Annotated in this window: 19 protein-coding genes; 15 read left to right on the forward strand and 4 right to left on the reverse strand. The window is 66.7% G+C overall.

The window, feature by feature from the left end:
* The first annotated feature begins 23 nt into the window (after positions 1-23).
* A complete protein-coding gene (locus ACP26O_RS32625; RefSeq protein ID WP_175661628.1) occupies positions 24-1,463 on the forward strand; it encodes an MFS transporter in 1,440 nt (479 codons plus the stop codon).
* 43 nt (positions 1,464-1,506) lie between these two features.
* Here ACP26O_RS32625 and ACP26O_RS32630 read toward each other — a convergent pair whose 3' ends face one another.
* The 4 genes from ACP26O_RS32630 to ACP26O_RS32645 are packed head-to-tail and all read right to left on the reverse strand — an operon-like array spanning position 1,507 to position 5,587.
* On the reverse strand, positions 1,507-1,890 hold the full coding sequence (locus ACP26O_RS32630; RefSeq protein WP_175665762.1) for a GtrA family protein: 384 nt from the start codon (positions 1,888-1,890) through the stop codon (positions 1,507-1,509).
* 15 nt (positions 1,891-1,905) lie between these two features.
* The gene (locus tag ACP26O_RS32635) at positions 1,906-2,949 is read right to left on the reverse strand and encodes a glycosyltransferase family 2 protein (protein ID WP_012372329.1); all 1,044 of its coding nucleotides are present in this window, start codon (positions 2,947-2,949) and stop codon (positions 1,906-1,908) included.
* Positions 2,950-2,972: 23 nt separating this feature from the next.
* Positions 2,973-4,352 (reverse strand): glycosyltransferase family 87 protein, encoded by a 1,380-nt coding sequence (locus tag ACP26O_RS32640; RefSeq protein WP_175665761.1) that lies wholly within the window; start codon positions 4,350-4,352, stop codon positions 2,973-2,975.
* On the reverse strand, positions 4,349-5,587 hold the full coding sequence (locus tag ACP26O_RS32645) for a glycosyltransferase family 87 protein (RefSeq protein WP_175665833.1): 1,239 nt from the start codon (positions 5,585-5,587) through the stop codon (positions 4,349-4,351). The genes ACP26O_RS32640 and ACP26O_RS32645 overlap by 4 nt, the downstream gene beginning before the upstream one ends.
* 1,033 nt (positions 5,588-6,620) lie before the next feature.
* Here ACP26O_RS32645 and ACP26O_RS32650 point away from each other — a divergent pair.
* From ACP26O_RS32650 to ACP26O_RS32715, 14 genes are all read left to right on the forward strand, one after another.
* On the forward strand, positions 6,621-6,803 hold the full coding sequence (locus ACP26O_RS32650) for a Flp family type IVb pilin (RefSeq protein ID WP_175665760.1): 183 nt from the start codon (positions 6,621-6,623) through the stop codon (positions 6,801-6,803).
* A 167-nt stretch (positions 6,804-6,970) separates the two neighbouring features.
* On the forward strand, positions 6,971-7,177 hold the full coding sequence (locus ACP26O_RS32655) for a Flp family type IVb pilin (protein ID WP_175665759.1): 207 nt from the start codon (positions 6,971-6,973) through the stop codon (positions 7,175-7,177).
* A gap of 34 nt (positions 7,178-7,211) precedes the next feature.
* Positions 7,212-7,751 carry an A24 family peptidase gene (locus ACP26O_RS32660; RefSeq protein ID WP_175665832.1) on the forward strand — a complete coding sequence of 180 codons (540 nt, stop codon included), beginning with the start codon at positions 7,212-7,214 and terminating at the stop codon, positions 7,749-7,751.
* Positions 7,752-7,783: 32 nt separating this feature from the next.
* Positions 7,784-9,184: an ATP-binding protein gene (locus ACP26O_RS32665; RefSeq protein ID WP_175665758.1), complete on the forward strand. Its 1,401-nt coding sequence runs from the start codon at positions 7,784-7,786 to the stop codon at positions 9,182-9,184.
* A gap of 35 nt (positions 9,185-9,219) precedes the next feature.
* Entirely contained in the window at positions 9,220-10,065 is an 846-nt protein-coding gene (gene cpaB / locus ACP26O_RS32670; RefSeq protein WP_175665757.1) for a Flp pilus assembly protein CpaB, read from the forward strand.
* Positions 10,066-10,178: 113 nt separating this feature from the next.
* Positions 10,179-12,149: a type II and III secretion system protein family protein gene (locus ACP26O_RS32675; protein WP_175665756.1), complete on the forward strand. Its 1,971-nt coding sequence runs from the start codon at positions 10,179-10,181 to the stop codon at positions 12,147-12,149.
* Positions 12,150-12,169: 20 nt separating this feature from the next.
* On the forward strand, positions 12,170-12,466 hold the full coding sequence (locus ACP26O_RS32680; RefSeq protein WP_105788361.1) for a hypothetical protein: 297 nt from the start codon (positions 12,170-12,172) through the stop codon (positions 12,464-12,466).
* A 25-nt stretch (positions 12,467-12,491) separates the two neighbouring features.
* Complete coding sequence (locus tag ACP26O_RS32685) at positions 12,492-13,763, forward strand: pilus assembly protein TadG-related protein (RefSeq protein WP_175665755.1); 1,272 nt, start codon at positions 12,492-12,494, stop codon at positions 13,761-13,763.
* Positions 13,764-13,776: 13 nt separating this feature from the next.
* Positions 13,777-14,310: a TadE/TadG family type IV pilus assembly protein gene (locus tag ACP26O_RS32690; protein ID WP_011661168.1), complete on the forward strand. Its 534-nt coding sequence runs from the start codon at positions 13,777-13,779 to the stop codon at positions 14,308-14,310.
* Positions 14,307-14,750: a TadE/TadG family type IV pilus assembly protein gene (locus ACP26O_RS32695; protein WP_175665754.1), complete on the forward strand. Its 444-nt coding sequence runs from the start codon at positions 14,307-14,309 to the stop codon at positions 14,748-14,750. The genes ACP26O_RS32690 and ACP26O_RS32695 overlap by 4 nt, the downstream gene beginning before the upstream one ends.
* A 20-nt stretch (positions 14,751-14,770) precedes the next feature.
* Entirely contained in the window at positions 14,771-15,979 is a 1,209-nt protein-coding gene (locus ACP26O_RS32700) for an AAA family ATPase (protein ID WP_426356420.1), read from the forward strand.
* A gap of 19 nt (positions 15,980-15,998) precedes the next feature.
* Positions 15,999-17,366, forward strand: coding sequence for a CpaF family protein (locus ACP26O_RS32705; protein WP_426356421.1), 1,368 nt, complete (start codon positions 15,999-16,001; stop codon positions 17,364-17,366).
* 33 nt (positions 17,367-17,399) lie between these two features.
* On the forward strand, positions 17,400-18,377 hold the full coding sequence (locus ACP26O_RS32710; RefSeq protein WP_175665753.1) for a type II secretion system F family protein: 978 nt from the start codon (positions 17,400-17,402) through the stop codon (positions 18,375-18,377).
* 38 nt (positions 18,378-18,415) lie between these two features.
* Entirely contained in the window at positions 18,416-19,390 is a 975-nt protein-coding gene (locus ACP26O_RS32715) for a type II secretion system F family protein (RefSeq protein ID WP_175665752.1), read from the forward strand.
* Positions 19,391-19,571: the final 181 nt, after the last annotated feature.

The following is a 19,571-nucleotide window of genomic DNA, read 5'->3' on the forward strand; positions in this document are numbered from 1 at the left end:
AATCGCCGTATCAGGAGACAGACATGCAGCCCACCGTCACCGCGGATTCGCGTCCGCACGATTCGCCCTTCATCGATGTCGACGCCATGCCGGGCGCAGCGATCGCCGCGCGCATGGATCGGCTGCCGATCACCCGCCATCTGTGGATGCTGGTGCTGCTGATTTCACTGGGCGGCTTTTTCGAAGTCTACGACCTGATCTTCACCGGCTATATCGCGCCGGGCATGGCGAAGAGCGGCGTGCTGCAAACCACCACGCACGCATTTTTCGGCTTCACCGGAATCGCCGGCTTCATCGCCGCGACGTTCGCCGGCCTGTTCGTCGGTACGTTCGGGCTCGGCTGGATGCCCGATCGCTACGGCCGGCGCGCGGTGTTCACGGTGTCGCTGCTCTGGTATTCGATCGGCTCGGTGATCATGGCATTTCAGACGACCGCCGAAGGCATGATTCTCTGGCGCTTCATCACGGGAATCGGTGTCGGGGTCGAGATCATCACGATCGACAGCTACGTGACGGAACTCGTCCCGCAGCAGATGCGCGGTCGCGCGATGGCGTTCAACCAGAGCGTGATGTTCGCGGCGGCGCCGGTCGCCGCGATCCTGTCGTACTGGCTGGTGCCGACCACGATGTTCGGCATCGACGGATGGCGCGTCGTGGTGCTCGCGGGCGCGCTCGGCGCGTTGCTGGTGTGGTTCATCCGGCGCGGCGTGCCGGAGAGTCCACGGTGGCTCGCGATGCACGGACAGGTCGCGAGGAGCGACGCGATCGTGCGGCACATCGAGGCGATCGTCGAACGTCAGTCGGGGCAGCCGCTGCCGGCGCCGTCACCGATCGTCGAACAGCCGCGGCATCGACGCGCATCGCTCGCGGAGTTGTGGCAGCCGCCGTATCGCTCGCGCCTCGTGATGCTGATCGTCTTCAACTTCTGCCAGGCGATCGGCTATTACGGTTTCGCGAACTGGGTGCCGACGCTGTTGATCAGCCAGGGCATCACGGTCACGAAAAGCCTGCTCTATTCGTTCATCATCGCGTTCGCGTTGCCGGTCGGGCCGCTGCTGGCGATGGCCGTCGCCGACCGGATCCAGCGCAAATACCTGATCGTCGGCGGCGCGCTGGTCGTGATCGTCTGCGGGACAGCGTTCGCGCAGGTCAGGGCCGTGGTGCCGCTCATCCTGCTCGGCGTATTGATCAGCTTCGCCGGCCAGATCATCTCGGTGTGCTACCACGCTTACCAGGCCGAGTTGTTCCCGACGGCCGTGCGGTGCCGCGCCAATGGCATCGTGTACTCGGCCAGCCGGGTCGGCGCGATGATGTCGGGTTTTGCGATCGCATTCCTGCTTCGCGATTTCGGGTTGCCCGGCGTATTCGCCGGCATCACGGCGTGCATGCTGGCGGTCGCGGTATCGATCGGATTCTTTGGCCCGAAGACCAACGGCCTGCGCCTTGAGGAGCTGAACCGTTGACGGGCCGTTGTGCGGGTGGCGGCGCGCTCGCCACCGTAAAGCTTTACCGATACGTCCACACCCGATGCATCACGAACATCGTCGGCGGGATCAGCAGCGCGATCGCGACGATGGCCCAGCCGCGCGGCACGTCGAGCAGTTCGGCGGCGCGCGCGAGCAGCATCGTTTCTACGAAGCCGGCCAGCGCGACCGTCAGATAGCGCACCAGATTGCGCGACTGCACCGTCGACGAGAAGCTCCACAGCGTATTCGCGAGATACGAGAACGCCGTCGCGCACACGAACGCGACGGCGTTCGCGAGCACCTGCGTCGCATCGAACAGCGCATACATCGCGGATGCGACCAGCACGTGCAGCGCGGTCGAGCAAAGCCCGGACAGGCCGAAGCGCGCGAGCCGCACGCGCTCCGCGCAGAGCAGTTCGAACATCGCGATCTCCGCCGGTCAGCGCGAGCCGACCCGCACGCGGGCCGGCTGGACGCGGCGGCGTGCGGCCGTGCGCCGCGCGTCGCGCGCGACCGGCAGCTCGATCACCTTGGCGTGCGCCTCGTAGCGGCGGCGAATCAGATAGACGGGGCGTTGCTTCGACTCGTCGTAGATGCGCCCGATGTACTCGCCGACCACGCCGATGCCGATGAGCTCGATCCCGCCGATGAACAGCGTGACCGACAGCAGCGACGCATAGCCGAGCACCGGGTTGCCGAACAGCAGCGTACGGCCCACGATGAACGCGCCGTACAGGAAGGAGAGCGCGGCGATGCCCAGGCCGATGTAGGTCCAGCTGCGCAGCGGCACGGTGCTGAAGCTCGTGATCCCTTCGAGCGCGAAGTTCCACAGCTTCCATCCGGAGAACTTCGAGTGCCCGGCGCTGCGCGCTTCGCGCTGGTATTCAATGATCACGGTCCGGTAGCCGACCCATGCGAACAGCCCTTTCATGAAACGATGCCGCTCCGGCAGGCTGCGTAGCGCGTTCACGACCTTGCGATCCATCAGCCGGAAGTCGCCGACGTTCTCCGGCAGCTTCACGTCCGACAGCAGGTTGTGGACGCGGTAGTAGATCGAGGCGGCGGTGCGCTTCGCGAACGAATCGCAGGCGCGGTTGCTGCGCTTCGCGGCGACGACTTCAACACCGTCGCGCCAGTGCTCGAGCATCACCGGAATCAGGCTCGGCGGATCCTGCAGGTCGGCGTCGAGCGGGATCACGGCGTCCCCGGCCGCTTCGTCGAGGCCGGCCGTCAGCGCCGCTTCCTTGCCGAAGTTGCGCGTGAGATCGATGACACGCACGCGGCGGTCGCTCATGCTGATCCGGATCAGGCGTTCGAGCGTGTCGTCGCGGCTGCCGTCGTTGACGCAGACGATTTCGAAACGGATCGCGTCGAGGCCGGCCATCAACGGAATCACGACGTCGAAGAAGCGTTCGACGGCTTCGCCTTCGTTGTAGAACGGCACGACCAGCGAGACGAGTGGCGTGTAGAGTGATTCGCGCATGATGGTTCCCCTGTGATCGCGTGTCAGCGGCCGATGCCGAAGGTCGGGCGGCCGGTGCGGCGCAGTCCGTGCGCCGGGCGGTGATGTGAGCGCAACGGATGCGTGAAGCCGGTTTCGGTCGTGCTGTCGCTTGCGTCGGGCATCGACGGCACGTCGTGCCTTTCCCGTGCGATCCGGCTGACGAGCAGCGCCAGCGACGCCAGCGTGACGAGCGGCATGAACTGGAACGACAGGTGCGGGACCAGCACGAGGCCGGCGAGCGGCATCACCCACAGCAGCAGCAGCCATTCGCGATCGAAGCGCCGCCAGCCGTGCGTCCATGCATAGCGTGCGTACCACGCGATCACGAGGCCGTACCAGGTCAGGTCGTAGTCGTACAGATAAGGGCTGACGATCAGGCACGCGCACGCGAGGGTCGCCGCGCGCAGCGCGTACGAACACGCGCCGCGCCACGCGTACACGACGGCGATCGCGGCGGTCGCGGCCGACAGCAGCTGCAGCACGCGCGCGACCGCGGCGGGCCAGCCGGCCATCGTGGCGAGCGCGAACACGGTCGGCATGCGTGCGAGCTTGGCGTGGCCGGCGCCGACGATCTGGTATGCGGCGTGCAAGCCGTGCGCGAATGCGACCCAGGCGTCGAAGCCGAACATCAGCGTCGACAGCGCGAAGCCGCTGGCGATCGTCGCGACCCATGCGGCCAGCGCACGCCATTGTCCGGCGCACAGCAGCGCGAGCGGAAACAGCACCGCCATCTGCGGCTTCATCGTCAGCAACCCGAAGCAGATGCCGGCGATGACGGGGCGGCGGTTCAGCGTCAGCAGCCCGACGCCGGCGAGCGTCGCGGTCAGCAGGCTTGTCTGCCCGACGATCACTGCGAGAAACGCGCCAGGGAACGCGAGCGCGCAGAGCAGCGCGCCCTCGCGCTGTACGGTTGCGCGGATCGTCGTCACGAACAGCGCGTAGGTGGCGCCCAGCCACAGCACCACCGCGAACATGTACGGCAGCCAGCCGAGCGGCAGCACGAACATCAGCATCGTGGGCGGGTAGAGCCACGGCAGCGAGCCGCTCCCGGCGTTCATCAGCGGGAGCGCGACCTTCTCGACCTCGAACAGCGACGGCAGGTTCCACGCGTTGATCCCGAGGCCGTGAGCGGCGAGCCTCGCGGCGCCCCAGATCGGCGCGACATCCTGTGCCAGGGGTTCAGGCAGGGATGTTTGCGACCAATGTACGCGCGCGAGATACACGAACATGAACAGCAGTTCGGCAAACAATACCGCTGCCGCATAGAGGCGCACCCGATCGCGATTGAGCCAATGCGGGAAACGGCGCGGGCCGGCGATCGGCAGCTCCGGATGGGCGTCCATTGCCGAATCCGCGTGCAGGAGGGAGAGTGGCGATTTCATTGCGCGCTCCGCGGTGCAAGGCTTGCGCGACGCACGACGACGAACAGGACGGCGAGCAGCACGATCGGGCCGATCTGCGGCAGCTTCATTATCCGGTTGAACACCTCGAATATCGGCAGCAGCCACGCGAGCACGATCACGATCTGATCTCCCGGCAGCCAGCCATCTTCCAGGCCGTGAGCGATCACGCAGAACACCGCGATGCCGAGCCACGCCAGTTCGTAACTCCACAGATAGGGTGTCGTCACCAGCGCGGCGACCGCCAGCGCCGCGCCGCGCAACCGCATGTCGGCCGTGCGGCGCCAGACATGGACGGCTGCTGCGATGGCGAGCAGTCCGACGGCGGCTTGCGCGGCGAGCGCGATCGGAATCGATGCACCCGCGAGCCGCAGCGCCGCGAACGTCGTCGGTGAAACGAACCAGTAGGCAGGCAGGGTGAAATGCATGCCGCGCACGATCGACATCGCGTGGGCCAGGCCGGTCAGCGAGCTGGTGCCGGTCAGCGCGATGCCGGCCACCACGAACAGCGTGGTCGCGAGCGCCGCCGCCGCGAAGGTGCGCCACGCACGCGCCGCGATCAGCACGAACGGAAACACCATCGCCATCTGCGGCTTGATGGCGAGCAGCCCGATCAGCACGCCGGCGACGATCGGGCGTCGGCCGAGGAAATGCAGCGCGAGCGCGGCGATGCCGGCGGTCAGGATGCTGTTCTGCCCGTACAGGACGGACGCGAACACGCCGGAATAGGCGAGCACGACGAGCGCGGCGGCGCGTGGAACGGGCAGGTGCGCACGCAGGCCCGACAGTCGAAGAACGGCGTACGCATAGCATAAAAGACTGCCCGCAAAAAAGAGGAAATACGCGGGCAGGAAAGGCACGAGGGCAATCGGCGCGACGAACAGCAGCATCGTCGGCGGATAGAGCCAGGGCAGCGATTGGTGACCCAAATAGCCACCGAACTGCGCTACCTCGGCATGGGAGAAGAAGACCGGATCGTAGATCGCCGCGGCATGGCCTTGCAGCACGAGTTGCGATGCGGTCCAGAAGACGGCGAAGTCGACGCCCGGCCGGGCGGTGGTTTGCGACGTGAAGGTATTCGTGACGGCGCCCCAGGTGATCAGGAATCCAACGCAGAGCATCAGCATGATGCAGCTGTACGGAATGATCCGGTCCGCTGTCAGCCATTGAGTACAGCGTTTGGCGCGATAGTCCACTCCACGATTGGCTGTGTACATGATGCCCCGTTTGCAGTGAAGGCCGCATGGTGTGCCGCAGCCTTTTTGTGTTGTCGTGTATCCGGAGCGAATCGCATTCGATGGCGCTGTCCGGTGAATGCATTGTTGGAGAAAAAATCGCGTGACGCAAACCGCGGGCTGAATCGTGAAATATCGATTTGGCGGCGACAGGGCTGAAAACCGCGTTTTGACGTCTGAAAAAACCGCGCCGGCGCAAATGATGTTTCTCGCTTGAAACATTCCGGGTTTTTGGCCGGTCCGGCACGTCGTGGAACCGGCGTCGGGGGAGCGGCCTCGAGGATTCGGGAAAGTCCCGAGAAAATTTTTTGATGCCTTGCACAGCGCGGCGGCGCTCACGCCGGCACGTCACGGCGACCGGCACGCGTATATCAAATCTGAAACATTTCGCGCATCGGGCCGAAGCCCCACTGGTGGGCGAATCGCCCGAACCCTTGCTGCGCCTGGCTTTCTTTGCGGCTGGCCTGCTCTTTGCGTCAAGGTCCGCACGACAGTCGAGGATGTGACGAATGACCGGTTCAAGCAACGGACTCACCGAACCGGACTGAATCACCTGCGGAAAGCAACGGATCGAGGGCGCATCGGGGAATACGCCGCCCAGGCCTTGAAAACCGCCGGAATCGTCGACCGAGCGATACGCGACGGCATCGTCCGCGCAACAAGAATCACATGACAGCATTTGGGGAATAAAAATGAAAGACCGGAGCACGCCGCGGCTTGCACGCCGCGCAGAAGATCTGCAGCAGCATCGACGCGTTGGCGTCATCCGCTCAATCCGTATTCATGCCCGGAACGGTCTCGCCGTTCTGCTCGATCGCGCGTTCCGCCCGATCGCAGCCTGCATGCATATCGCACGCATCAGCTCACCGACGATCGTTCGCCAGGCCAGGCTCGTACCCTGCCGTGTGCGTCGCTGAGCGCTACATCCGCATTCTTTTGTTGTGCCGGTGGTACCCGCTCCCCGCGTCGATCCCCGACAACGGGAATTTCATAGTAGTGCGAAAGGAGAATAGCCATGTCCACATTCGTTCAGAAGGTCCGCGGTTTCTTTCAAGACGAGCAAGGCGTGACGGCCATCGAATACGGCCTGATCGCCGCGCTGATCGCAGTCACCCTCGTTGCAGCACTGACGTTGGTCGGCAAAGACCTCAACGACGTCTTCAACTTGATTGCAGACGACCTCAACTCGGCGCTCTGAATGACGGGGCGGCGAACGGTGGGTCCGGCCCGTTCGTCGCCAATCCGTCGCGCGCGCAGGGCCGGACGCAACACCCACGGATGCAGGATGGAATGAACGGCGGATGGCTCGGCCGGTGCAGTGCTCGAGCCTTCCCCGCTCCTTGATCGACCGAATCGGAGGCCGCCATGCGGGCCAGGGAACGAGCGGTATCGGTATTGCGATGGATCGGCGACGACCAGGGCGTGACGTCGATCGAGTATGCGTTGATCGGTGCGCTGGTCGCCACCGTCGTCATGGCAAGCGTGATGACGCTGGGAGGCTCGCTTGACGACACGTACAACATGATCGCGTCGGTCGTGACCGATGCAGTGAATACCGCACTGGGTCAGTGATCCCTGACATTACGTTCAATCGAGGTCCGCCATGTTGTTGCCTGCCGCGCTGCCTTACCCGGTTCCGTTGTGCGTGACGCTGCTCGCGATCGTCGCGGCCAGCACCGACATCACGAGCCGACGCATTCCGAACCGGCTCGTCGCGCTCGGTCTGGTCGGCGCGCTGATCGCACAGTGCGCGCTGCACGGGATCCAGGCAGGTGCGCTTGCATGGCTGGCGGGCGCGGCGACCGGCTTCGGCCTGCTGCTGCCGTTCTATCTGCTGCGCGGAATGGCTGCAGGCGACGTGAAGCTGATGCTCGCGATCGGCGCATGGGTCGGCGCGCAGATGACGTTCTACATCGTGCTGGCCACCTTTCTGGTCGGCGGGATCGGCGCGATCGGCTTTGCACTGCTGCGCGGACGCATGCGCCAGATGTGCGCGAACGTCTGGACGCTGATCGCGCGCCGCTCGACCGGCGCGTATGCAGGGGCAACCGACGGCCCCGTGGAATTCGCGTCGGTTGGCGCGTTGCCGTATGGCGTGGCGATAGCCGCCGGCACGCTGGGCATGCTGTTCGTTTCGTCTGTATAGCGTGACGAACCCGCAACGAGGATGAAACGCACATGAACACGATCCCCACCGAACCGAAACGCGACGCGCAGGTTGCACACCTGCCGTATCCGCCGCCGTCGCGGGAGGTGCATGCGAAACCGGGCGCGCTGCTGCCGCCGGCGCCGCGCTCGCTCGAGGAAACCGGCTTGACCCAGGCGTTCGTCGCAGGGCTCGTGCTGAAGTCGACGCTGGTGCTCGGTCGCCCGTCATACGGTGTCCTGATCGAGCGCCACTGCCTGCCGCTCGCGGTGCTCGATGATGTCTTCGCGTTCCTGGTGCGCGAGCATCTGGTCGAACTGACCCATCGCGGCAAGACCGACCTCGACGTGACGTTCCGCCTGACCGACGCGGGCCGCGTGCTCGCGCTCGAAGAGCGTGCGCGCAGCAGCTACAGCGGCCCCGCGCCGGTGACGCTCGACGCGTATCTCGACTGCGTGTCCGACCATTCGGTGCGCAAGCTGCGCGTGTCCCAGAACGACGTATGGGCCGTATTCGAAGGCGTCGTCATGGACACCGCGGTCCTCGATTCGGCGGCCGCGGCGCTCAACGCCGGCCGTCCGCTGCTGATCCACGGCCCCGCCGGCAGCGGCAAGACCTTCCTCGCGGAGCGCCTTGGCGCGCTGATGGGCGGCCACGTGCCGGTGCCGCACGCCATTTACGCCGCCGGCGAAGTGATCCAGATCTACGACCCGATCGTGCATGTCGACGCGGCGTCGCAAGCCGACGGCCAATCGGCCGATCGCCGCTGGCGCCTGTGCGAGCGGCCCGTCGTGATGTCGGGCGGCGAGCTGACGCTCGACGAGCTCGACCTGCGCCGCGACGAGGGGGCAGGCTTCTATCAGGCGCCGCCGCACATGAAGGCGAACATGGGCATGTACATCGTCGACGATCTCGGCCGCCAGCGCGTCGAGCCGCGCGACCTGCTCAACCGCTGGCTGCGCCCGCTCGACCGCGGCGTCGATTTCCTGACGCTCGAGTCCGGCAATCGTCTCGTGCTGCCGTTCGATGTCTGGCCGGTGTTCTCGAGCAACCTGGCACCGGAGCAGTTCGCCGACGACGCATTCTTGCGCCGGCTCGGCTCCAAGCTTCACGTCGGCGCGATGTCGATCGACCACTACCGCGCGGTGTTCGATGCCGCATGCGTGTCGCTCGGGCTGGTGCCGGCACAGGACGCATTCGACTATCTGCTGCACCGGCTGCACCTGCCGAGCGGCAAGGCCTATCTCGCATGCTTCCCGATGGATCTGCTGCGCCTCGTCGCCGCCGGCGCGCGGTATCGCGGCGATCCGCCCGAAGTGACGCACGACGCGCTGTACGACGCATGGGCCAGCTATTTCGGCTCGGCGCCGGCGCGCGACGGCGGGCATCCGCCGCCTGTCGATCACGGCGGGCGCACGTACATAACCGGTTGAGCCGTTTCTTTCACGATTCGTTGAGGAGCATTGCCATGAAAAACAGTCGAGCGCTCATGATGCTGATCATCGCGATGGTCGCGGGGCTAGCCGCGGTCGTGTTCGCATCCCGCTGGTTGATGCATACATCCAGCAGCTCGGTCACGTCGGTCGCGGTCGCGACCACCGACCTGAACCTGGGCGAGCCGCTCGGGCCGAACCAGATCCACATGGTGAGCTGGCCGTCGGGCAGCGTGCCGACCGGCGCGTTCGCCGACACGAAGGAGCTCGAAGGGCGCGTCGTGCGCACGAGCCTCGCCCGCGGCGAGCCGGTGATCGAGTCCAAGCTCGCGCCAGTCGGCACGAAGGGCGGGTTGTCAGCGGTAATCGCCGACGGCAGCCGCGCGATCACCGTGCGGGTGAACGACGTGGTCGGCGTCGCGGGCTTCGCGCTGCCGGGCAACTACGTCGACGTGATCGTCAACACGCAGGAACAGCAGGGCAAGGCCGACGGGCAGAGCATCTCGAAGATCGTGCTCGAGCACATCCTCGTGCTCGCCGTCGCGCAGCAGGTCAGCCGCGACGACACCGCACCGAAGGTCGTCAACGCGGTGACGCTCGAAGTCACGCCCGATCAGGCCGAACGCCTCGACCTCGCGCGCAGCGTCGGCACGCTGTCGCTCGTGCTGCGCAACCAGGTCGACCAGAAGACGCGGACCACCGACGGCGCAACCAAGCTGACGTTGCTTGGCAAGGCCCCGGTACCCGACACGACGCCCGCACCGGCACCCGCGCACGTACGGACCGTGCGCGTGCATGTCGCGTCGCACGCCGCACCGGAAGCGCGCCGCGATTGCGTCGGTGTACTGACCGGTGTGCACGGCAGCGTCGAATGTTTCTGAACACGCAGCACACATCCAGATAACCAGATTAACCAGATCGGCCGCCGTCAAGGCACGGCGGCCTTGCAAGGCAAAAACCGGCGTCTCGCCGGTCACTCGGGGGATCAGACGAAATGAAGATCAATCCGCAATATTCAGGTACCGGCCCGGTGCGTACGCGCATCGCCCGGGGCGCGATGATGGCCGCGATCCTCTGTGCAGGAACGTTGACCGTGTACAGCGCACTGGCCCAGGAAGGCGCCGAATCGGCCGCGCTGATGAAGGGCGGTGCCAGCGCGCCGGCCGCCGTCGCGAAGGGGCCGATGCAGATGACGATCAGCATGGCGCCGGCGCCGGCCACCGCGGCCGCCGCATCGGCGGCGCCGATGCGCGGACCGAACTGCGTGGGCGCGGTGCGTGATGCGACCAGCGTCACCGTGCCGCTCGGCAAGTCGCTGCTCGTGCCGATGCCGGAGCCGGTGCGCAACCGCACCATCGGCAATCCGGCCGTCGCGCAGGCGACGATGGTGTCGCCGCAGACGCTGTACATCCTCGGGCTGTCGGTCGGCACGACCAACATGATCGTGCAGGGCAGGAGCGGCGCATGCCGCGTGATCGACGTGGCGGTCGGCGCGGACGCCGGCGGCCTGCAGTCGTCGCTGCAGCAGCTGATGCCGGGCGAGCGCGACATTCACGTGTCGACCGCCGCCGGCACGATCGTGCTGGCCGGCACCGTGTCGAACTCGCAGGCCGCGCAGCAGGCCGTGCAGATCGCCCATGCGTACAGCGACAGCGCCGGGGACGGCGGCGGGGCCGGCAAGGGCGCCGGCGTGCTGAACATGCTGGCCGTCACGTCGCCGCAGCAGGTGATGCTCGAGGTGAAGGTCGCCGAAGTGTCGAAGACGCTGATCAACCAGATGGGCAGCGCATTCAACATCCAGGGCGGCTTCGGTTCGTGGAGCGGTGCGTTGGTCAGCAACCTGCTCGCGGGCGTTGCCAGCGCCGGGATCTTCAACAAGGCGAACAACAAGCCGTTCAGCGTCGCGGCCGATGCACAGAACACCGACAACCTCGTCAAGATCCTCGCGGAGCCCAACCTCGTGACGATCAGCGGCCAGGAAGCGACGTTCCTTGCCGGCGGCAAGATATTCATCCCGATCCCGCAGAGCAGCGGCAACGGCACGTCGTCGATCACGCTGCAGGAGGAGGAGTTCGGCGTCGCGCTGAAGTTCACGCCGACGGTGCTCGCGAACGGCCGCATCAGCCTGAAGGTCGCGCCGGAAGTGTCGGAGCTGTCGCAGACGGGTGTCACGCTGAGCGCGACGAACATCGGCGGCACGTCGATCCTGCCGCTGATCACGACCCGGCGTGCGTCGACGACGGTCCAGATGAGCGACGGCGAATCGTTCGCGATCGGCGGGCTGATCAAGGACAACGCGACCGGCGCGCTGAAGGCGATCCCGGGCGTCGGCGAGGTGCCCGTGCTCGGCGCGCTGTTCCGCAGCACGTCGTTCCAGCAGGACCGCACCGAACTGATCTTCCTGATCACGCCGCACCTGGTGAGGCCGCTGCAGACCGCCGACGTGCCGTTGCCGACCGACAGCTTCTCGAAGCCGAACGAAGTCGACGTGTACGCGACCGGCAACATGGAAGGCCGCAAGGGTGTCCGCAAGGCGACCATGCAACCGTCGAACGGCGCGGCACCGCAGACGCCGGCTCCGGCACCGGCTCCCGCACCGCAATCGGCCGCGCCGGTCGCACCTGCCGCCGCACTGCCCGCACCGCGTGCGCCGCAGCCCGCCCAGGCACCGGCGCCGGTGCCGGCCCAGCCGGAGAAGGCCGGCGCTGCCACGGCCGAGGCCGTGGGGGCGGTGAACGCCGAGCCGGCGCCTGCCGCGCGGCCGCAGCCGCAAGCGCCCGCGCAACCGCAGGCCGATGCGGCCGGTGCGGCGCGGATCGCGCGCATCGAAGCCGCAGCCGCGCGCCTCGCGGCGGCCGGCTCCGCCACGCCGGCGAAACCTGCGCCGCGTCCGACGCCCAGTGTGCCGGCCGCCCATGCGCAGATCGCGCGGGCGAGCGCGGCACCCCAGTCCACCGATCGTTGAAGCTATCCAAGGGGAAGCTCATGAAATCCGCCTACCTCGTATTCGTGCGCCGCGCGGCGCTTGCCGTCCCGCTCGCGTTCGCACTCGCCGGCTGCATGTCGTCGAGCCCGGTGTGGGACAGCCGCTTCGGCGACTCGGTCCGCGCCGTCACGCAGGCCCAGATCATCGATCCGCATGCCGGGGAACACGCGGCAACGCACCCGGGGGTCGATGGCCGCGCCGCCGCGTCCGCGCTCGACAGCTACGACAAGTCGTTCAAGCAGCCCGAGCCGAAAGCCAATGCATTCGTGATCGGCATCGGCAAGTCGGCGCAATAAAACAGGCACGCTCAGGGAGAACGCCATGTCCAGCGCAGCTCGTCATCCGAAGCTCACGCGTCGCGGTCTGCATCGTCAGCAAGGCGCCGTCGCGATCATCGTCGGTCTCGCACTGGCGGTGATGATCGGGTTCGTCGGTCTCGCGCTGGACCTCGGCAAGCTGTACGTCACGCGCAGCGAACTGCAGAACAGCGCCGATGCGTGCGCGCTGTCCGCTGCGCGCGACCTGACGTCGGCCATCAGCCTGCAGGTCGCGGAAGCCGACGGCATCGCCGCCGGCCACGCGAATTTCGCGTTCTTTCAGCAGAACGCGGTACAGATGCAGACGGATTCGAACGTCACGTTCAGCGATTCGCTGACCAATCCGTTTCTGACCAAGACGGCGGTCGCCACGCCGGCGAACGTCAAATACGTGAAGTGCACCACGCAGTTGAGCAACATCGCGCACTGGTTCATCGAGGTGCTCAACACGATTCCCGGCCTGCAGGTCGCGAATGCGGCGCAGGTCGCGGCCAGCGCGATCGCGACGGTCGGGGCCGGGCAGACCACCTGTGCGATTCCGGTGTTCGTGTGCAAGCCGGCGTCCTCCGCGCCGTACAAGGTCGGCGACTGGATCTCGTCGCCGTCCGGCTCGTCGACGACGTACGGGCCCGGCAACTTCGGCTGGGCGGCGCTCGACGGCTCGACGAACGAGCCGACCATCGCCAGCGAACTGTCCGGCAACACCTGCAACATCACGTCGCCGCCGGACCTCGGCTCGACGGGCCTGAAGTCCGCGTCGCTGCGTGCCTGGAACACCCGCTTCGGCATCTACACGAACGGCGCCAACGGCTCGAGCGGCCAGCCTGACTTCACCGGCTACGCGTATGTCGGCCCGAAATACGGGCCGCCGGGAACCCCGGGCATCGTCGGCGACGCGTACACGCAGTTCGTGCTCGATCGCGCGAGCTTCAAGGCCTACCAGGGCGACGGCACGCCGCCGACCGGCAGCGGCATCTCGACCAACGGGACCGTCTCGGCCAGCAACTACCAGACGTATGGCGGCGACCGCCGGGTCGCGCTGGCTCCCGAGGGCGACTGCTCGACGCTGTCGGGAGCCAGCGGCAAGGTGCACGTCACGCAGTGGGACTGCGTGCTGATGCTCGATCCGCTGCCGTTCAGCCCGGGAGCCGGCGGGGTCGTGGCGCACCTCGAATACCTCGGCTCCACGGCCTCCGGCACCACGCCGTGCGCGACGCACGGCCTGCCCGGCAGCGGCAGCTCGGTCGGTATCAAGGTACCGATGCTCGTTCAATAGAGGAGACACGATCATGAAAAGGCTCCCGATTCGCCGGTCACGCATGCGCGGTGTCGCCGCGGTCGAATTCGCGCTCGTGCTGATGCCGATGATCGTGCTCGCGACCGGCGTGGCCGAGTTCGGCCGCGCGATCTACCAGTACGAGACGCTCACGAAGGCGACGCGCAACGCGGCGCGCTACCTGTCGGTGTTTTTGCCGAACGACAGCGCGTATCCGCTCGCGGCGGCGCAGTGCCTCGTCGTGTACGGCAGCACCACGTGCGGCTCCGCCGGCACCGAGCTGGTGCCGGGGCTGACCACGTCGATGGTGATCGTGTGCGATGCCACGCATTCGACCGATTGCGGCGACGCGTCCGACCCGTCGCAGTTCGCGAACCTGCCGACCTACGACTCGACCAACAACGCGCCAAGCGGCACGGCGACCGGCAGCATCAACCTCGTCGAAGTGAAGGTGAAGGGCTATCAGTACCAGCCGATTCCGGCCTACCCGGGGCTGTCGTCGATCACCTTCGGCAACATCGTCACCGTGATGAGGCAAGTGTCATGAACCCGCGTCCCACTCCGCCGTCGCGCCGTCGCGCCCAACGCGGCTCCACGATCGTCGAATTCGCGCTGATCGCGTCGATCCTGATCATGCTGCTGATCGGCATCTTCGAATTCGGGCGCGTGCTGTTTTACTGGAACACGGCGAGCGAGGCCATCCGGCTCGGCGCACGCACGGCGATCGTCTGCGACGTGAACGCGGCCGGCGTCGTGAAGCGCGTGCGGTCGCTCATGCCGATCCTGGCCGACTCGAACGTGTCGGTGAGCTACTCGCCGTCAGGCTGCGACGTGAGCTCCTGCTCGTTCGTGACCGTCAGCATCAGCAATGTCACTGTCAACACGATGATCCCGATCGCGAACGTTGCGATCACGATGCCGTCGTTCACCACGACGCTGTCGCGGGAAAGCCTGAACTCCTCGACGGGCGGCAGCGCCTGTCAATAACGAACCGACGAGGCACAGTCATGATCAATATCCTCGTAGCCGCCGACGATACCGCCCGGCTCATGCAGATCGCGCGTCTGGTCACGGACAGCGGACACTATCGCGTGACACGCGCGCACGGTCGGCCGTCCCAGATCGAGCATCGCACCGATGGACTCGATTCATTCGATATCCTGCTGATCGACGGCGCATTGACCGATGCGGCCGAGCTGTCGGCGATCGAGCGGATCTGCCGGCTGCACCCGTGCCTGATCGGCATCCTGGTGACCGCGGATGCGGCGCCCCATGTGCTGCTGGACGCGATGCGCGCCGGCGCGCGCGACGTGCTGCAGTGGCCGATCGATCCGGCCGCGCTCGCCCACGCGCTCGAACGCGCCGCCGCGCAAAGCACGCGGCGCGACGGCGGCGACACGCGCTTCGTGTCGTTCATGTCGTGCAAGGGCGGCGCGGGCACGAGCTTCGCCGCGAGCAACGTCGCGTACGAGATCGCCGAAGCCCACAAGCGCCGCGTGCTGCTGGTCGATCTGAACCAGCAGTTCGCGGATGCCGCGTTCCTCGTCAGCGACGAGACGCCGCCGTCGACGCTGCCGCAGCTCTGCGCGCAGATCGAGCGGCTCGACGGCGCGTTTCTCGACGCGAGCGTCGCGCACGTGACGCCGACCTTTCACGTGCTGGCGGGCGCGGGCGACCCGGTCAAGGCCGCCGAGATGCGCGAGGATGCGCTCGAATGGATCCTCGGCGTCGCGGCGCCGCGCTACGACTTCGTGATCTTCGACATCGGCGTGAGCATCAATCCACTGTCGATGATCGCGCTGGATCGCAGCGACCAGATCCAGCTCGTGCTGCAGCCCGCGATGCCGCACGTGCGCGCGGGGCGCCGGCTGCTGGAGATTCTCGTGTCGCTCGGCTACCCGCTCGACCAGTTGCGGCTGGTGGTGAACCGGATGACGCGCGCGGGCGACCGGTCCCGCGCCGCGCTCGAGGAAGTGCTCGGCCTGCATGCCAGCTGCACGATACCCGACGACGTCGACACGGTGCGCGAAGCGCTCGACCTCGGGCATCCGGCCTCGCGCGTCGCACGTAGCGCCGCAGTGACGCGGGCATTGCAGGCCTGCGCGAAGCAGATCGTCGAAGGGGACGTGCGCACGCGGCACGGCACGTCCAGCAGCGAACCGTTGATGTCCCGGCTGTTCGGCCGCAAGGCCACGCCGAAGCTCAAATCCATGTGAATCTTTCGGGGAAACCATCATGTCATTGCGCGAACAGATGTCCTTGTACCGGACGCAGCCGCAGGCGGCGGGCACCGAACCGGCAGGTGCGGCGCATTCGTCGGTACGCGATGCGTACCAGAAGCTGCGCCGTGAAATTCACCTGACGGTGCTCGACCGCGTCGAGCTCGAGCGCCTGTCACGCCTGCCGCAGGAACAGGTCCGGCAGGAAATCTCGTCGCTGATCTCGCGCATTCTCGACGAGGAGCGGCTGCTCGCGAACGACATCGAGCGGCGCCAGCTCGCGATCGACGTGTACGACGAAATGTTCGGTTTCGGCCCGCTCGAGTCGCTGCTGCGCGACCCCGGCATCTCCGACATCCTCGTGAACACGTACCGGCAGGTCTACGTCGAACGCAGCGGCCAGCTCGAGCTGACCGACGTGACGTTCTACGACGACGCGCACCTGATGAAGGTGATCGAGAAGATCGTGTCGCGGGTCGGGCGGCGCATCGACGAGTCGACCCCGATGGTCGATGCGCGTCTGCCGGACGGCTCGCGCGTGAACGCGATCATTCCGCCGTCGGCGATCGACGGGCCGCTGATGTCGATCCGGCGCTTCGCGGTCAACCCGCTGAAGATGGACGACCTCGTGAGCTACCAGAGCCTCACGCCGCCGATGGCGGAACTGCTCGACGCGCTGGCCCACGCGAAAGTGAACGTGCTCGTGTCGGGCGGCACCGGCAGCGGCAAGACGACGCTGCTCAACATCCTGTCGCAGCACATCGAGGAGCACGAGCGGATCGTGACGATCGAGGATGCGGCCGAGCTGCAACTGCTGCAGCCGCATGTCGTGAGCCTCGAGACGCGGCCGGAGAATACCGAGGGGCTCGGCGGAATCTCGCAGCGCGACCTCGTGCGCAATGCGCTGCGGATGCGGCCCGATCGCATCATCCTCGGCGAAATCCGCGGCGCGGAGGCATTCGACGTGCTGCAGGCGATGAACACCGGCCACGAAGGCTCGCTTGCGACGATCCACGCGAACACGCCGCGCGATGCGCTCACGCGGCTCGAGAACATGATCAGCGTCGGCGGCCTGACGCTGCCGCCGAAGACGATGCGCCAGCAGATCGCGTCGGCGATCTCGGTGGTGGTCCAGGCGACGCGGCTCACCGACGGCAAGCGCAAGATCGTCAGCATCCAGGAGCTGACCGGGATGGAAGGCGACATCATCAACATGCAGGAGATCTTCACGTTCAAGCGCACCGGCATGGATCGCGACGGTACGGTGCGCGGACACTTCTGCGCGACCGGCGTGCGGCCGAAGTTCGCCGAGCGTCTGCAGGCGTTCGGCATCAACCTGCCGGATTCGCTGTACGACCCGGCGCAGCGTTACGAGACGAAGTGACGACGCGCCATCGTCTGATTCCGGGGAGGCCTCATGGACTCGATCTATTACGGTTTTGTGATTCTCACCTTCGTCGCGGTCGTGCTCGCGATCGAGGGCGTCTATCAATGGTGGAACGCGCGTCATGGTGCCGCGGCACGCCGGATCGAGTCGCGCCTGCGCGCGATGTCGGCCGGCGGCAGCGTGCAGCAGGAGCGACTGTCGATTCTCAAGAAGCGGATGCTCGACGAGTCGAAGCCGTTCGACCGGCTGCTGATGCGGGTGCCGCGTATTCAGGCGCTGGACCTGGTGCTGCAGCAGTCGGGGCTCGACTGGACGGTCGCAAAGCTGGTCACGATCAGCGCCGTATTGCCGGTCACGGCGGCGCTCGCCCTGGCCGTCACCCCGTTGCCGCTGATCGTCGTGCTGCCGATCGCGCTGCTGACCGCATGCCTGCCCGCCATGTACGTGATGCGGCATCGCAACCGGCGGATGGTCAAGCTCGAGCGCCAGCTGCCGGACATCTGCGACATGATCGCGCGCGCGTTGCGCTCCGGCCATTCGTTCTCGAGCGCGCTCGGGATGGTCGGCGAGGAGTTTCCCGATCCGATGGGCGGTGAATTCCGGATCACGTTCGACGAGATCAACTACGGCGTGTCGCTGCACGATGCGCTGGTGAACCTCGCGACGCGCGTGCCGGCCCACGACCTGCGCTACTTCGTGATCGCGGTGCTGATCCAGCGCGAGACCGGCGGCAACCTGGCCGAGCTGCTCGACAGCATCGCGTCGCTGGTGCGCGAGCGCTTCAAGCTGTTCGACAAGGTCCGCGTGCTGTCGGCGGAAGGGCGGCTGTCGGCCTGGATCCTCGGGCTGCTGCCGTTCGGCACCGCGGCCATGATGGCAATGTTGAACCGCGAGTTTCTGTCGGTGCTCTGGCAGGATCCGGCCGGCATCAAGATGGTCGGCGCGATGCTGGGGTCGATGGCACTCGGCCTGCTGTGGATTCGCCGCATCATCCGGATTCGCGTCTGACGCGTGTCTCAGGCTTCACGAACCGATTCGAGGCTGTCATGCAAAACCTGAGCGTAATACATACCGTGATGCTGGCCGGCTTGTTCATCTTCGTCGCCGGCGGCGTGCTGGTCGCGATGCTGCTGTTTGCGCCGCGCAACATCGAGCGCCGGATTCAACAGGCGAGCGGAGCAAGCGTGGGCATCGGCGGCGGTGCGGACGGCGGCGACGGGCAAACGTCGCGCTGGATCGCGAAATTCGTCGAGCTGTCGCAACCGATCTCCCGGTTGTCGGTGCCGCAAGAGGGGTGGGAGAATTCTCCGCTGCGGATTCGGCTGATGAATGCCGGCTGGCGCAATCCGAGCGCGGGCGCGCTTTACTTCGCAGCGAAGACGGTGCTCGCGCTGGTGCTGCCGGGCGCGGCGCTGCTGGCGCTCGCCACGACGCGGCTTGCGGATCAGCGCATGCTGCTGTCGTTCATTCTCGTCGCGCTCGCCGGGATCGGCTACTACGTGCCGAATGTGATCCTCTCGCGGCGGATCGCGACGCGTCAGCGGGTGATCTTCGAGGATTTCCCGGATGCGCTCGACTTGCTGACCGTCTGCGTCGAAGCGGGGCTCGGGCTCGATGCGGCGTTGATGCGGGTGACCGACGAGCTGCGCTTTCGCAGCGAAGTGGTCGCGGGCGAGCTCGACTTGCTGCTGCTCGAGATGCGTTCCGGGTTCACGAAGGAAACCGCGCTGCGCAATTTCGCGCTGCGCACCGGCGTCGAGGATATCGAATCATTCTGCGCGATGCTGATCCAGGCCGACCGCTTCGGCACGAGCATCGCCGAATCGCTGCGCGTGCTGTCCGACATGCTGCGCACGCGGCGGCGGATGCGCGCCGAGGAACGCGCCGCGAAGATCGCGCTGAAGCTGCTGTTCCCGCTGATCTTCAACATCTTCCCGGCGCTCATGTGCGTGTTGCTCGGGCCGGCGATGATTCACGTGTATCGCGTGCTGCTGCCGTCCCTCGCCAGCATCGGACACTGAGCAGCGGCGCGGGTGGCCGCGCGAAACGAATTGGCGTGCCGGCCCGGCCGCACCGGTCGGCCGGCACGGTAGGTCTTCATGGGAGGCTCCTCCTCCCCCCGGGCGGCGCCGCGAGACAGGTCGATCATAGCGGCGTCAACGCAACCCGGACCCCTGGTCGACCCTGGACACAGCCGTAGTC

Origin of the sequence: Burkholderia sp. R-40 (genome assembly GCF_049942845.1) — a bacterium.
In the GTDB taxonomy this organism is placed as follows: Bacteria; Pseudomonadota; Gammaproteobacteria; order Burkholderiales; family Burkholderiaceae; genus Burkholderia; species Burkholderia ambifaria.